This window comes from Pseudorhodobacter sp. (assembly GCF_034675685.1).
Classification (GTDB): domain Bacteria; phylum Pseudomonadota; class Alphaproteobacteria; order Rhodobacterales; family Rhodobacteraceae; genus Pseudorhodobacter.
On sequence record NZ_JAUCDA010000002.1, the window covers coordinates 363,104 to 376,826 of the forward strand.

The window sequence follows — 13,723 nt, forward strand, 5'->3', positions numbered from 1 at the left end:
GCTTGCGCCCAGTCAATCAGCCCGAAGGCAAATCCGCAATGGCCATTTCCGATGCCAAGCCGCAACACGAACAGAACCGCAAGATAGCCGTGCCTGCTGACCGCGACAGGGGCAAACGCCCAATGCGCATTGCCGGGCAGAATTCCTGCCGCTGACATCACCCCCAAGCACCTGCTTTACATCGCGGCCCCCACCAGCCTTTATACAAACACGCCAAACCAAAGCGGAGCACAGCAGCCATGACCCAATCTGATATCGGCCTGATCGGCCTTGGCACCATGGGCGCGATGCTTGCCCTGAACATCGCCGAAAAGGGCTTTGCCATCGCGGTCTGGAATCGCACGACAGAGGTCACGCATAAATTCGTCAAAACCGCAGGCGAGCTTGCCCCCAAGATCACCCCGACCCAGACGCTGCAGGCACTGGTTGCCGCGCTGAAAGCCCCGCGCGCGATCATTCTGATGGTCCCGGCGGGCCAAGCGGTTGACGATCAGATCGCCGCGCTGACCCCCTTGCTGGAGGCTGGCGATATGATCATCGACGCAGGCAACGCCAACTTCCGCGACACCAACCGCCGCGCCGAAAATGCCGCCAAGGGCGGCCCGCGCTTTCTTGGCATTGGCGTGTCGGGCGGCGAAGACGGCGCACGCCACGGCCCCTCGATCATGGGCGGCGGCCGCGCCGAGGATTGGGCCCGCATTGAGCCCATTTTGCAGGCGATTTCGGCCAAATACCAAGGCACCCCCTGCGCCACCCTGATGGGCGAGGCGGGCGCGGGCCATTTCGTCAAAATGGTACACAACGGCATCGAATACGCCGACATGCAAATGATTGCCGAGGTGTACGGCGTCATGCGGGACGGCATGGCGATGCCCGCCCCTGCGATTTCCACGGTGTTTGACGCGTGGAATGCCGGCCCGCTGCAATCCTACCTGATAGAGATTTCTGCCGCTGTTACCGCCGTCACCGATACCAAAACCGGCCAACCCCTTATTGATGTCATCCTTGATCGCGCCGGGCAAAAGGGAACAGGCCGCTGGACCGTGATTGAGGCGCAACACCTGTCTGCCCCGATTCCGGTGATCGAGGCTGCGGTCATGGCCCGCAACACTTCGGCAAGGCTTGACGAGCGCATCAAGGGGCAGGCCCATTTCGGCGCGGCCCCCCAAGGCCTGCCCCCCGGCACCCTGACGATAAAAGACCTTGAACACGCAATGATCGCGGGCAAAATCCTGTGCTATGCCCAAGGTTTCGCCCTTGTCACTGCCGCCTCTGCCGAATTCGGCTGGTCGCTGCCGCTGCCCGAGATTGCAAAGGTCTGGCGGATGGGATGCATCATCCGCTCGACCATGCTCAATGATATGGCGACAGCTTTGGCCCAAGACCCGGCCCGCAACCTGATACTGGCACCGTTTTTTGCCGATCATCTGCAAAACACCCACAGCGCCCTGCGCAAAGTGGTGGCGCAGGCCGCCCTGCATGGCCTGCCCGTCCCGGCGCTGGCCTCGGGGCTCGCATGGTTTGACATGATGCGCACCCAGCATTCCACCGCCAACATGATTCAGGCCCAGCGTGATTTCTTTGGTGCGCATGGCTTTGATCGCACGGATGGCGGCGCAGGCCGCCACGGCCCATGGGCACTGCGGGGCGACTAAACCGGGGCGGGGCTTGCAGCCCTAGCCCAACTCTGCCAAACGCTGCGTCAACCGCCCCATCAGCAGGTCCACCTCTGCCACCCCCGCCGGTGAAAGCCCCGCCCCGGGCCGCCTTTGTGTGGTATGGGCAATCACGCCTCTTTTTGCCAAAACATGCTTGCGAATGGCCAGCCCCAGCCCCGGTTGCTGCTCAAACCGTGCCAGTGGCAGATAGGCGTCAAACAGGTCGCGCCCCCGTTCCGGCGTGCCATCCCGATGGTTTTTTACCACCGAAACCATCATCTCCGGATAGGCAAACCCCGTCATCGCCCCATCGGCCCCCCGTGCCATTTCTTCGGGCAAGAAAACCCCGCCATTGCCGCAAAGAATAGAAACCCGCCGATCCAGCCCCTTGCGCAGCGCACTGATTTTTTCCAACCCCGGCCAATCTTCATGCTTCAGGCACACACATGTCGGTAAATCCTGCACGATCCGCGTTATCACCGGAACCGACATTTGCACCCCGGTCACCAAGGGGAAATCCTGCACCACAAAAGGCGTATCCCCGATAAACTCCACCGCTTGGGCGTAATAGCCTACAATCTGGTCATCGGTGCGCAAATGCCCCGGCGGTGCAATCATCACCCCCGCGGCACCGTCATCCATGACTGATTTCGTCAGCCCCTCCATCTGCGCAAATCCGGGCGCCGAGGCCCCTACGATCACCGGAACACGCCCAGCAACCCGCGCCAAAATCCGCCGCACAAAGGCGGCACTTTCCTCGCCCGTCAGCTTTGGCGCCTCGCCCATGATCCCCAGAACCGTCAGCCCGGTAGCACCTGCCTCCAGATAAAAATCCACCATCCGGTCGGTGCTTGCCATATCCACGGCACCATCCGGCAAGAATGGGGTTACCGCAATCACATAAACCCCGCTTGCGCTTTCATCCAACAGCATCTTGTTCTCCCTGCTCCAACCGCATCAACGCCCCACGGCCACTGGCCAGCCTATGCCAGCCCATTGGCACGGGCAAGGCCGCAGCCACTCGGTGCAACACCCCTTGGGCCACCAAAGCCTAGCCTATCGCCGCCAGATGCACCGCAAACAGCGGGTCGGCCATCAGCGCCTTGCAGCGCGCAAAGCGCCCTTCAGCATAGGCGCGAAAATCATCGGCGGTATTGCCGTCGGCCAATTGGATCAGCCCCCACAGCGTCCAGAGCAGATCACACATCGCCTTGTAAACCACCATCCGCCCATGATCCGCCGCCGTTGGCACCCCACCGAAATAGGCGCGCATCAATTCATCCTCTTGCGCAGCGCTCAGCCCAGCCTCTACCGAAAAATCACCAAGGTCCCACATCGGGTCATTCATGCCGGAATATTCCCAATCCACGATCCACATCTTTTCGCCGGTATCGAGAAAGTTTTCACACAGCGGGTCGCAGTGGCAAGGAACAAGCGCCACCGGCGCACGCGCCAATGCGGCACGCACCGCCCCCGCCTCGGCCACCACAGCATGATAGCCATCGGGCAAGGCCACATCCTTGGTCGCCAACAGCGCCAGATAGTCATCAATCATGGCAAACAGTTCAAACCGAAACGGAAACACCGCGCCAGAGCTGTGCAACCGTGCAAATGCCACCCCCACCCGCGCCGCCGCCCCCCGCCGCATCGCAAAGTTTTCGGGTGTCATGGTGACCACATCGGCAATAAACCGTGTTACCATCACCCCCGTTTGCGCATCGGCAAAGATCACTTCGGGCGAAATCCCGGCCTGCGCCGCCGCCTCGGCGGCAACGGCCTCATTCGCGCGGTCGATATAGGCATCGGTTCCCTTGCCCGGCAGGCGCAGACACAGATCGCCCAGACGGTAAACACGGTTGGTCAGCCCACCCAACCTTTCCACCGGGCCCAAATAGCCCGAAAACGCTGGAATAGTGCCAATAATTTCCCGAACCTCTGCGCTATCATCCATCATGTTTCTCCTCCACCACCTTATCATCACGGTTTCACAAATGCCGCGATCTGGCTATAGTTGTTGGTAACGACTGCAGGGGCAAAACCCAGGAGGAACCGTGGGGAAAGACAAACACGATGGCCATCTGGGCGCGGTTTACGGTGCCAGCAACCCGGCGCAGGTGGCGCAGGCCTATGACAACTGGGCCGAAACCTATGAGGCCGAAATGCGGCAAGCGGGCTACCGCCACCCCTCAATCGCGCTGGCCCTTCTGGCCCGGCACCTGCCGCCCGGTGCGGGGCCGATTCTGGACGCGGGCGCGGGTACCGGCATGGTCGGCGAGTGGATGGGGATCATCGGCTATCCGGTGGTTGAGGCGCTTGATATCTCGGCGGGGATGTTGGCGGTTGCCGCGCGCAAAGGCGTTTACACCAAGCTGCACACCATCGCCCTTGGCACCGCATTGCCCTTTGCAGCCGGGGCCTATGCGGCGGTTTTGTGCACAGGCGTCTTTACCACAGGCCATGTCGGGGCCGAGGCCCTGGCCGAACTGGTTCGCATCACGCGCCCCGGTGGCGTCATCGTGGCCACGGTAAAAGGCACGGTTTGGGAAGGCGGGTTTGCCACTGAAATAGCGCGACTGGCGGGCGAGGGCCTGCTAACCTTGGCCGAGGAAACCGCGCCCTACATCTCGATGCCGGGCGAGGCCGCAACCGCCCCCAGCCGCGCTATCGTCCTACGTCTTCACGCGTGAATTGGAGGGATCATACGGCGCCTCCAGCATGATTTGCGCCGGGTAGGTTTGGGATGCCACAACCAAAGCATAGCTGCCGGCGGCCAGAAAATCGTCACTAACCCCGCCGGAATTGCGCACATAGCCATAGCCAACCGATTTCCCGATGGTATAGCCGTAGCCGCCCGAGGTCAGATAGCCCACCGCCTCACCGTTGCGCAAAATCGTCTCACGCCCCACCAGAACCACCGCGTGATCCTCCAGCGTAAAGCCCGCAAAACGCTTGGTCAGCGGCCCCGGCCTCGCCAAGGCCTCTGCTCCGATGAAGCCCGCATTGGTTTTGCGCACAGCCCAGCCCAAACCTGCCTCCATCGGTGTGTCATTCGGTGTGATATCCGACGACCACGCGCGATAGCCCTTTTCCAACCGCAGGCTTTCCAGCGCCCTGTACCCCACAGGCCGCAGCCGATGCGCCGCACCCGCCACCATCAGCGCGTCATATACCTTGCCAATCGCGGCAATCGGCACATGCAACTCCCAGCCCAATTCTCCGACATAGGTCAGGCGCAGCGCCCGCACATCCGCGCCAGCGATGGTCAATTCCTGCACCGCCCCAAAGGGAAACGCCGTATTGGACACATCCTGCGCCGTCACCAGTGCCAGAATATCCCGCGCTTTGGGCCCCATCAGCGACAGGGTGCCGAAATCTTCGGTCACATCGCGCAACACGCAGCCCTCGTCTGGCAAATGGCTGGCAATCCACGCCATATCATGGGTCCGAAACCCTGTTCCCGTAACGATATAAAACCGATCCTCGGCCAGCCGCGCCACGGTCAGATCTGCCTCAATCCCGCCGCGGGTATTCAAAAGCTGGGTGTAGGTCACACGCCCCACGGGCCGCCCTACATGCCCCGCACAAAGCCGGGCCAGCGCATCGGTGGCCCCCGGCCCCGACAGCTCGTATTTCGCAAATGAGCTTTGGTCGAACAGCCCTGCATGGTTTCGGACATGGGCATGTTCCGCCCCCACCGCCTCAAACCAATTCTGCCGCCCCATGGAATAAATATCGCACGCCTCCACCCCCTCCGGCGCGAACCAATTTGGCCGCTCCCACCCCAGTTTAGAGCCGAACACCGCCCCTTGTGCCTGCAACCGCGCATAGAGAGGCGAGACGATACGGGGCCGCCCAGAGGTATATTCCTCATGCGGAAAGCCGATGCTGTAATGCTTGCCGTAAGCCTCCAGCGTGCGGGCGCAAACCCACTGCCGATCGCGGTGCATCTGTGAAAACCGCAAGATATCCACGGCCCACAGGTCCAGCGGTGCCTCGCCGCTCATCGCCCATTCGGCCAGCACCCAGCCGGCGCCCCCACCCGAGGCGATGCCAAAGGCGTTAAACCCCGCGCCGACATACATGTTTTCACATTCCGGCGCGCGACCAAGGATGAAATTGCCATCCGGGGTAAAGCTTTCTGACCCGTTGATCATCTGCTTGACGCCCGCATCCGCCAGCGCAGGCACACGAAACATCGCCTGTTCCATGTGCTGCTCAAAATGGTCGAAATCATCGCCAAACAGGCGAAATTCCCAATCATCGGGCACATCATCCGTCAGCCAAGGCTGCGGGTTCGGCTCATAGCCGCCCATCACCAACCCGCCAACTTCTTCCTTGAAATAAGTGCGCCGATCCGGGTCACGCAACGTCGGTGCATCGGGCGACAGGCCCGCAATCGGGTCGGTGATGATGTATTGATGTTTGACCGGCTGCAACGGCACGTTGATGCCCACCATATTTCCCACCTGCCGCGCCCATTGCCCCGCACAATTGACCACCGTTTCCGCCATAATCGTGCCTTTTGTGGTGTGAACGCCGGTTATCCGCGCGCCGTCCATCGCAAAGCCCGTCACCCGCACGCCTTCAACAATCCTGGCCCCATGCATCCGCGCGCCTTTGGCCAGCGATTGCGTGATATCTGACGGGCTGGCCTGGCCGTCCGTCGGCAACCAACTGGCCCCGACCAGATCGGACACATCCATCAACGGCCACATCCGCTTGACCTCCGCGGCTGAGATCAGATGCATCTCCATCCCGAAACTGCCCGCCGTGGTCGCCAGCCGTTTGTATTCCGTCCAGCGATCCTCATTCGTCGCCAGCCGCAAACAGCCCGTCATCTTCCAACCCGTCTCCAGCCCGGTTTCGGCATCCAGCCGCTTGTACAAATCAACCGAGTATTTCAAGACCTTGGTGATCGAGGCCGACGACCGCAACTGCCCCACCAACCCCGCCGCATGCCAGGTTGACCCGCTGGTCAGGCGGCCCTGCTCCAGCAGCACCACATCGGCGCCATGATCTTTGGCCAGATGATAGGCGGTCGAACATCCGATGATGCCGCCCCCGATAACGACAATTTGGGCATGGGTGGGCAGGGTCATGGCAAAAGCTTTCCATAATGCGCCTCATAGGCGGCAATCTGTGTGGTCAGACGGGTTTGGTTTTCACGGATATAGGCGCCGTAATCGGCCCCCGGTGCCGACAAATGCAGGTCCGAGACCATGGCCCACATGGTTTCGCGCAGCAGCGCCGCGCATTTCATCGCCTCAAAAGCGCGCAACAGGCCAGCATCCGGCGGTTTTTGGAAATAGGTTTCCAGCAGGATCAGGGATTGTTCTGCCGTCATTCCGGCATTTGACGCGGCCCCCGCCAGATCAAACAAACCCGTCGAAAACCCGGCATATTCATAATCAATCAGCCACAATCGCGCGCCGTCATCCAGGATATTCGCAGGCAGCAGGTCATTGTGGGCATACACAATCGGCAGCGGTACCTGCACCGCCTCCAGCGCGGCGGAAAGCGCCAGAAATCCGGGCAAGGCCTTGGCATGGCATGACCCGGCCAATACCCGCGCATAGTCACGAACAACATGAAACACCCAGAATAGCGCGGCCTCACCGCGCACATATTCCGGCATGGTTTGGTGGAATTTTCGTAGAAAATTCGCGACCCGTTCGGGCTGCGCCACCACATCCGCCGCCGTCCATGTTCGCGCTTCAATGAACGCCGAAACCATCACCGCCGGCGCAGAGTATTCCACCGCAGGCGCAAAACCCGCAGCATGGGCGGCCCGCGACGCCATTGCCTCGCGCGCACGGCTGACGTGGTGAAACGGGTAATCGACACCAAAGCGCACCACATGCGCACCCGCCGCATCCGTTACCTTCCAAATCTCGTTTGAAAGCCCCCCCGACAGCGGTTCCGCCACCACATCACCCTGCCAGCAGGGCAGCGCCAATATCCGGTCAGGTATCATTGCCCACCCCCGCCATCCCCAGCCGCGCCCGTGCGCGTGCCGCCGCAGCGCCGATCAGCCGATCAGCAATGATTGCGATGAACGCCACCGCAAGCCCGGCCACCAAACCGCGCCCGGAATCCGCCTTGGTCAGCGCAATATACACCTCTTGCCCCAGGTCGCGCGTGCCGACCAGGGCTGTGATCACCAGCATCGACAGCGCGAACATGATGGTCTGGTTCACGCCCAGCATGATTTCCGGCAGGGCGAGGCGCAGTTTGATCCGCGTCAGTATTTGCCACGGCGTGCAACCCATCGCCCGCCCTGCCTCTATCAAGCGCGGGTCCACGCCTTGCAAGCCCAGCGCAGTATAACGGATGGCCGGCGCAATCGCATAGGCCACCACGGCAATCATCGCGGTAAAATCACCCACCCGAAACAGCATGACCGCAGGCATCAGATACACAAAGGACGGCAAGGTTTGCAGCGTATCAATCGCCAGCCGCACCCAGTGCCACAGGCTGTCGCGTTCCGCTGCCGCAACGCCAATCGGCAACCCGATCAGCATCGCAATTGCCACCGAGATTCCGCAAAGATAAACCGTGGTCATCGCCTTGTCCCACAGCCCGGTGGCCGCGATCAGCACCACAAGCACAGCCACCAATCCGGCCAGACGCCACCCCTGCAACCGCCAGCCAACAAAGCCCAACAGCAACGCGACCCCGGCCCAGGGCAACCCGATCAACAACCGCTTGAACGGGATCAGCACATTCAGCAGCAGCGTATTTTTCACAGCCTCAAGCATGTCGAAGTAATTGACGTTGATCCATTCGACCACCCCGCCCCAGAATGTGCCGGTCGAAAGCTGCCAGCCCTCGGGATAGCGCTGCACCCCCGGCAGAACCAAGGCCAGCACCGCCGCCAGCCCGATCGTCGCAAACGCCGCCCACAAATACGCATTGCGGGCTGTGGCTGTAATCACCCGCTCTTGCGCCAGGGCCTGCGAAATGCGGTCCAGCGCAATCGCAAGCGCAACAATGGCAAACCCCGCCTCCAGCCCCGCGCCGAAATCCAGCCGCCGCAGGGCCGCCAACACATCAAACCCAAGGCCCCCCGCCCCGATCATCGAGGCGATAATCACCATGTTCAGCGACAGCATGATAACCTGATTGACCCCCACCATCAGCCCTGCCTTGGCCGATGGCACCATCACCCGCCAGGTCATCTGATGGTTTGTACAACCAACCATATTGCCCAGATCGCGCAATTCATCCGGCACCCGCTGCAAGGAAAGCAGCGTGATCCGCGTCATCGGCGGCATTGCATAAATCACCGTCGCAATCACCGCCGCCACCGGGCCAAAGCCAAACAAGATCAGAATCGGCACCAGATACGCAAAAACCGGGATGGTCTGCATCAGGTCCAATACTGGCGTTATCGCCTTTGCAAAACCCGGCCAGCGATAGGCTGCAAGCCCCAAAGCCATACCGCCCGCCACCCCGATCGGCACCGCAATCAAGATAGAGGCAAGCGTGATCATTGCAGATGTCCACTGCCCAAAGATCGCAACAAACAAAAAGCACGCCCCCGACAACAGCGCCAGGCGCAGCCCGCCTGCCCGATGCCCAACCAGCACCACCAACACAACCACGGCCAGCCAGGACAGCGGCGGCAGCCCGCCCCATCCCTCTGACAACGCCCCCGTGACAATGCGGTAGGGGGCCTCGACCATCGCCGAAATCCAGCGCGTCAGTTCCTGAAATGTAAACAGCCCGAAACTCGCGTCATTCAACAGCCATTTGGTAAACCGGGAAATCCACTTGGCGGCGGGCATCACCATGGCTTTCGGCCAGTCAAACGCCCAGGGCAGCAACGGCCGGGCCAAGGCTGCAAACGCCCAGAACAGCCCCAAAACCCCTACCCAGATCGCCGCCACCCGCATCGCCTAGCCCCCCAGCATCAACGCAACGACATCCTCGCGCTGCAAATGCCCAAGGGTCTCATTCTGCGCATCCACCACGCGCAGCACGGTTTCGGTCAAAAACAGCGGCGCTGCCTCGGCCACCTTGGCACTGGCGGCAATCGACAGCGCCGGCACAGCCCCACCAGCGGCCCGCATAACCGAGGCCACCCGCACCACCTTGGCACGCGGCACCGCACCGGTAAATTCGGCAACATAATCGGTCGCCGGGTTCAAAACGATATCTTCGGGTGTGCCCTGTTGCACCACTGCGCCATCTTTCATGATGGCGATCTTGTCGGCCAGGCGTATCGCCTCATCGAAGTCATGCGTGATGAACACGATGGTCTTTTTCAGCACCGATTGCAGGCGCATGAATTCATCCTGCATTTCGCGCCGGATCAGCGGGTCCAGCGCCGAGAATGGCTCATCCAGAAACCACAGCTCGGGGTCGGCCGCAAGCGAGCGCGCAATGCCGACCCGTTGCTGTTGCCCGCCCGAAAGCTGGCGCGGCAAGGCATCTTCGCGCCCGGCAAGGCCGACAAGGGCGATCATCTTTCTGGCGGTACTCTCGCGGGTGGCACGGGCCACGCCCTGCACCTCCAATGGAAACGCGACGTTGTGCAAAACCGACATATGCGGCAACAGCGCGAAATGCTGAAACACCATCCCCATCTTGTGCCGCCGCAGGTGCCGCATTTCAGCGTCACTGGCGGCCAGCAAATTCTGGCCCAGAAACCAGATCTCACCCGAGGTTGGCTCTATCAACCGTGACAAACACCGCACCAGCGTTGATTTTCCCGAACCCGACAAGCCCATGATGACAAAAACCTCGCCCTCATTCACTGCCAAATCCACCGCCCGCACCGCCGCCACATGGCCGCGCGCATCAAACTGGGCCCCCGTGGCATCGGCCCCCAAATCGGCCAACACACCCGCCCCATTCGGGCCAAAAATCTTCCAAACATCGCGGCACAGCAGCTTTGGCGCAGGGTCAGTCACGCAAATCTCCGATCAAAAGGCAGGCCGCCCCCCGTGATGGGATCGCGGGAAGCAGCCAAAGGGGCTGCGCCAGATCAGTTGATCCAGCCCGACCAGCGCGCCTCATTCTTGGTCATCCAATCGGCTACCACGGCGTCGACCGTCTGGCCGTTCAGATCAACTTCGGTAATCATCGCGCCCATCTCTGTGTTATCAATGGTGAATGCCTTTGCCGCTTTTTCGGCCCCCGGCCATTTTTCCGCCATGCCTGCCCAAGCCACTTTCCAAATCTCACCAAAGGGTTTGCCGCAATCATAGGCCATATCGGGGTTTATGCCCCAGGCCGGGTCACTGTAACATTCGGGCGTGTATTCCGGAAAGGCGACCCAGTCGCCCTCATATTTCGCGGGGGCCCAATGCGGCGCGTAGATCCACAGCAACACCGGGGCCTTGCGCTGAATGGCTGATTCCAGCTCGGCAAACAGGGCCGCATCGGTGCCTGCATGAATCACCTCAAACGGCAGGTCCAGCGCCTCTATCCGTTCCTCATCAAAACCGCCCCATGTTACCGGGCCGCCCAGATAGCGCCCCTTTGGTGCGGTTTCCGCAGTTGCAAACGCCTCGGCGCAGGCGGGTTCCATCAGGGCCTTCCAATCCGGCAGGCCGGGGCATTGCTCGACCATATAGGCCGGATACCACCATTCTTCCTTGGCTTTCAGCCCGGTCGGGCCAAGGTTGACAACCTTGCCGGTTGCGGTTGCAACGTCCATCGCATCGCGCCCGGTGGTTTCCCACATCTCCATCGCCAGATGCAGATCGCCGGTTTCCAGCCCGGCAAATTGCGCAAGGTAATCGGCCTGCACATATTCCACAGCATAGCCGGCCTTTTGCAGGACTGATCCCATGATCTGTGTCGTGATCAACTGCCCCGTCCAATCATGCAACGTCAGCTTGATCGGGTCGCTGCTTTCCTGCGCTGCGGCCCCGCCTGCTGCAGCCCCCGCCACTATCGCCATGGCTGAAACGGCCAAACGGAATTTATGCGTCATTGTCATCTCCCCCCTTCCAATACTTTGCACTTATTCCACCAAGTAACGCGCGGCTCTGTACACGAGTCAAATGTATTTTGTGGGTTTATGTGTTTTTTATGACTGGTTATGCCCGATTTTCTGGGGTAGAGCCAAAATAACGGGCACATACCCAGGGCAAACCATGCTGTCAAAACGCCATGCCGAGATTTTGAAGATACTGGATAGCGAAGGCACCGTGACCATCTCGGCACTGGCCGAGGCGATGGATGTCAGCCTTGAAACCATCCGCCGCGATGTACGCCCTTTGGTTGATGGCGGTACGGTGTTGCGGATGCACGGCGCGATCAGCCTGTCTTTGCAGGCGGGTGAGGCCCCGTTTCGCCGCCGCATGCGTGAAAATGCCGCCGCCAAACAGGCGATTGCCGCCGCCGCTGCCGCAAGCGTGTGCCATGGTGACGCGGTGATGATGGACACCGGCACCACGACCAGTTTCCTTGCCCGCGCGCTGACCAGGCATAAGCGGCTGACCATCATCACCAATTCCACCGATGCCGCCCGGACGCTGGCGGGGGGCGAAGGCAACCGGGTGTTTCTGGCGGGGGGCGAAATCATCGGTGACAGCGGGGCGGTGCTGGGGGCTGCGGCCGTGCGCTTTGTGAACGGGTTTTCCGCGACCCATGCCTTTATTTCAGCCGGGGCCGTCACCGGGGCCGAGGTGATGGATTATGAGGCAACCGAGGTCGAATTTGCCCGCGCCCTGCTGGCACGCGCCGAACGCCGCGTGCTGGTGACCGATGCGACCAAATTCGGGCGGCGCGGGCTGGTCACGGTTTGCGGCTTTGATGGGCTGGATGCGCTGGTCACCGATGCGCCCGTCTCGGGCCCCACAGCCAGCAGCCTGAAACAGGCGGGGGTAAAGCTGACAATCGCGGCGCCTGCCTGACCCGGCTGATACCCCCCAATCAACTGCCGCAAGCCGCAGCAAGGCCCCGCACAAGCCCCGTAACCGGCGCTGCAACCGGCCCCACCAAAGCCAGCCATAGGCCAAAGGGAAAACTTCCCATGCAGAGTCCCTTTGGCGATGATCAGCTTGGGTTGCAAAACATTTCGTAAACCAGGGCTACGGCCCGAATGACCTTGGGATCTCGCAAGGAATAAAAAATCGCCTTGCCCTCTCGCCGCGCCGAAACCAGCCCTTCCAGCCGTAACCGGGCAAGCTGTTGGCTGACCGCCGCCTGTCGCGACGACAACAGGTTTTCCAATTCCGTCACGCTTTTCGGCCCCGAGGACAGGTGACACAGGATCATCAACCGCCCCTCATGCGCGAGCGCCTTCAGGAAGTTCGCCGCATCGACAGCGTTTTCCAGCATCTTTTCAGGCGGAATTGCGGCACAGGTTGCGCCGGTCTGGGGTATTGATCTGGTTGTGTCAGGCGGCATGCCCCGCGCTCTCCCTTGGGCGATCGGCCCGTTTGACTTTGCCCGCTTATGGCACGAACAGCCGCGCCACCACAAATAAAGCCAGTCACGTCAATTGGTCGGGCGCAAGAGCGGCGTTTTTCGGCCCCACCCCCAGCACCGCGTAAAAGAAATCCTCGCCGAGGTATCCCCCAGCCTGCTCCGGTTCTTGCCCATCATGCATCAGAACGAAGGTCGGCGTGAAAGCCGCCTTGCGGGCAAGGCGGACATCTTGGCGCAGTGGGTCGCGCAACTGGATGCGCTGCAAAGATGCGGCCTGCCACCCGGTGCCCTTGTGAGAGGCATCACCGCCCCCGGTATCCCGGCGCGCACAGTAAATGCAACCGGGCTGTTCAACCATGTACAGCGTCAGACCCTGCGCCAAAGCGACCCTCGGCACTGCAAAAGCTACCGCCAACAGGCAGGGGTGCAGCGCAGACAAGTGGCTTTTGGCAGTGATGAGCATGAGTGATGACCCGCCAAGACATATTCACATTGTAATATGAATAAGTGTGGGTGCAAGCCCTTATAGGGCAACCCTTTGGGAAAGGCCGGGGGGTTTCACACCCCCCGGACCCCCCGTGGGATATTTGTGCCGAAAAGAAAACGGGCAGGACAGGCGCGGCACTTGCCGGGTTTTGGAGCTTTCTGCCGCCCTGCATTTTGCTGATGGTCGCGTTTTT

Annotated in this window: 12 protein-coding genes; 3 read left to right on the forward strand and 9 right to left on the reverse strand. The window is 61.2% G+C overall.

Annotation, left to right across the window (positions count from 1 at the left end):
* Positions 1-239: 239 nt before the first annotated feature.
* The gene (gene gndA, locus VDP61_RS01820; protein WP_323005225.1) at positions 240-1,655 is read left to right on the forward strand and encodes an NADP-dependent phosphogluconate dehydrogenase; all 1,416 of its coding nucleotides are present in this window, start codon (positions 240-242) and stop codon (positions 1,653-1,655) included.
* A 21-nt stretch (positions 1,656-1,676) separates the two neighbouring features.
* On the opposite strand, the gene VDP61_RS01825 is transcribed toward gndA, so the two are convergent.
* Both VDP61_RS01825 and VDP61_RS01830 read right to left on the reverse strand, forming a co-directional pair.
* Positions 1,677-2,591, reverse strand: a complete 915-nt coding sequence (locus tag VDP61_RS01825; protein ID WP_323005226.1) for a dihydrodipicolinate synthase family protein — start codon at positions 2,589-2,591, stop codon at positions 1,677-1,679.
* Between the two features lie 118 nt (positions 2,592-2,709).
* Complete coding sequence (locus tag VDP61_RS01830; protein ID WP_323005227.1) at positions 2,710-3,609, reverse strand: phosphotransferase family protein; 900 nt, start codon at positions 3,607-3,609, stop codon at positions 2,710-2,712.
* A gap of 100 nt (positions 3,610-3,709) precedes the next feature.
* Between VDP61_RS01830 and VDP61_RS01835 the strand changes: the two genes are divergently transcribed.
* Positions 3,710-4,345 carry a class I SAM-dependent methyltransferase gene (locus VDP61_RS01835; RefSeq protein ID WP_323005228.1) on the forward strand — a complete coding sequence of 212 codons (636 nt, stop codon included), beginning with the start codon at positions 3,710-3,712 and terminating at the stop codon, positions 4,343-4,345.
* Here VDP61_RS01835 and VDP61_RS01840 read toward each other — a convergent pair.
* From VDP61_RS01840 to VDP61_RS01860, 5 genes are all read right to left on the reverse strand, one after another.
* Positions 4,328-6,757: an FAD-dependent oxidoreductase gene (locus VDP61_RS01840; RefSeq protein ID WP_323005229.1), complete on the reverse strand. Its 2,430-nt coding sequence runs from the start codon at positions 6,755-6,757 to the stop codon at positions 4,328-4,330. The genes VDP61_RS01835 and VDP61_RS01840 overlap by 18 nt on opposite strands.
* A complete protein-coding gene (locus VDP61_RS01845; protein WP_323005230.1) occupies positions 6,754-7,632 on the reverse strand; it encodes a phosphotransferase in 879 nt (292 codons plus the stop codon). Before VDP61_RS01845 ends, VDP61_RS01840 begins: the two co-directional genes overlap by 4 nt.
* On the reverse strand, positions 7,622-9,553 hold the full coding sequence (locus tag VDP61_RS01850) for an ABC transporter permease (RefSeq protein WP_416236478.1): 1,932 nt from the start codon (positions 9,551-9,553) through the stop codon (positions 7,622-7,624). The genes VDP61_RS01845 and VDP61_RS01850 overlap by 11 nt, the downstream gene beginning before the upstream one ends.
* A gap of 3 nt (positions 9,554-9,556) precedes the next feature.
* Complete coding sequence (locus VDP61_RS01855; RefSeq protein ID WP_323005232.1) at positions 9,557-10,573, reverse strand: betaine/proline/choline family ABC transporter ATP-binding protein; 1,017 nt, start codon at positions 10,571-10,573, stop codon at positions 9,557-9,559.
* Between the two features lie 74 nt (positions 10,574-10,647).
* A complete protein-coding gene (locus VDP61_RS01860; protein WP_323005233.1) occupies positions 10,648-11,601 on the reverse strand; it encodes an ABC transporter substrate-binding protein in 954 nt (317 codons plus the stop codon).
* 163 nt (positions 11,602-11,764) lie between these two features.
* Between VDP61_RS01860 and VDP61_RS01865 the strand changes: the two genes are divergently transcribed.
* Entirely contained in the window at positions 11,765-12,526 is a 762-nt protein-coding gene (locus VDP61_RS01865) for a DeoR/GlpR family DNA-binding transcription regulator (protein ID WP_323005234.1), read from the forward strand.
* A 142-nt stretch (positions 12,527-12,668) separates the two neighbouring features.
* Here VDP61_RS01865 and VDP61_RS01870 read toward each other — a convergent pair whose 3' ends face one another.
* Together VDP61_RS01870 and VDP61_RS01875 are read right to left on the reverse strand one after the other, a co-directional pair.
* Positions 12,669-13,022 carry an ArsR/SmtB family transcription factor gene (locus tag VDP61_RS01870; RefSeq protein WP_415234226.1) on the reverse strand — a complete coding sequence of 118 codons (354 nt, stop codon included), beginning with the start codon at positions 13,020-13,022 and terminating at the stop codon, positions 12,669-12,671.
* Between the two features lie 85 nt (positions 13,023-13,107).
* Positions 13,108-13,506 carry a hypothetical protein gene (locus tag VDP61_RS01875; RefSeq protein ID WP_323005235.1) on the reverse strand — a complete coding sequence of 133 codons (399 nt, stop codon included), beginning with the start codon at positions 13,504-13,506 and terminating at the stop codon, positions 13,108-13,110.
* Between the last annotated feature and the right edge of the window lie 217 nt (positions 13,507-13,723).

What these genes read in the sequence shown, in the direction of transcription:
- VDP61_RS01860 (WP_323005233.1), bottom strand. Translation starts at nt 11,601, where the DNA reads ATGACGCATAAATTCCGTTTGGCCGTTTCAGCCATGGCGATAGTGGCG.
- VDP61_RS01850 (WP_416236478.1), bottom strand. Translation starts at nt 9,553, where the DNA reads ATGCGGGTGGCGGCGATCTGGGTAGGGGTTTTGGGGCTGTTCTGGGCG.
- VDP61_RS01870 (WP_415234226.1), bottom strand. Translation starts at nt 13,022, where the DNA reads ATGCCGCCTGACACAACCAGATCAATACCCCAGACCGGCGCAACCTGT.
- VDP61_RS01845 (WP_323005230.1), bottom strand. Translation starts at nt 7,632, where the DNA reads ATGATACCTGACCGGATATTGGCGCTGCCCTGCTGGCAGGGTGATGTG.
- gndA (WP_323005225.1), top strand. Translation starts at nt 240, where the DNA reads ATGACCCAATCTGATATCGGCCTGATCGGCCTTGGCACCATGGGCGCG.
- VDP61_RS01875 (WP_323005235.1), bottom strand. Translation starts at nt 13,506, where the DNA reads ATGCTCATCACTGCCAAAAGCCACTTGTCTGCGCTGCACCCCTGCCTG.
- VDP61_RS01830 (WP_323005227.1), bottom strand. Translation starts at nt 3,609, where the DNA reads ATGGATGATAGCGCAGAGGTTCGGGAAATTATTGGCACTATTCCAGCG.
- VDP61_RS01825 (WP_323005226.1), bottom strand. Translation starts at nt 2,591, where the DNA reads ATGCTGTTGGATGAAAGCGCAAGCGGGGTTTATGTGATTGCGGTAACC.
- VDP61_RS01840 (WP_323005229.1), bottom strand. Translation starts at nt 6,757, where the DNA reads ATGACCCTGCCCACCCATGCCCAAATTGTCGTTATCGGGGGCGGCATC.
- VDP61_RS01865 (WP_323005234.1), top strand. Translation starts at nt 11,765, where the DNA reads ATGCTGTCAAAACGCCATGCCGAGATTTTGAAGATACTGGATAGCGAA.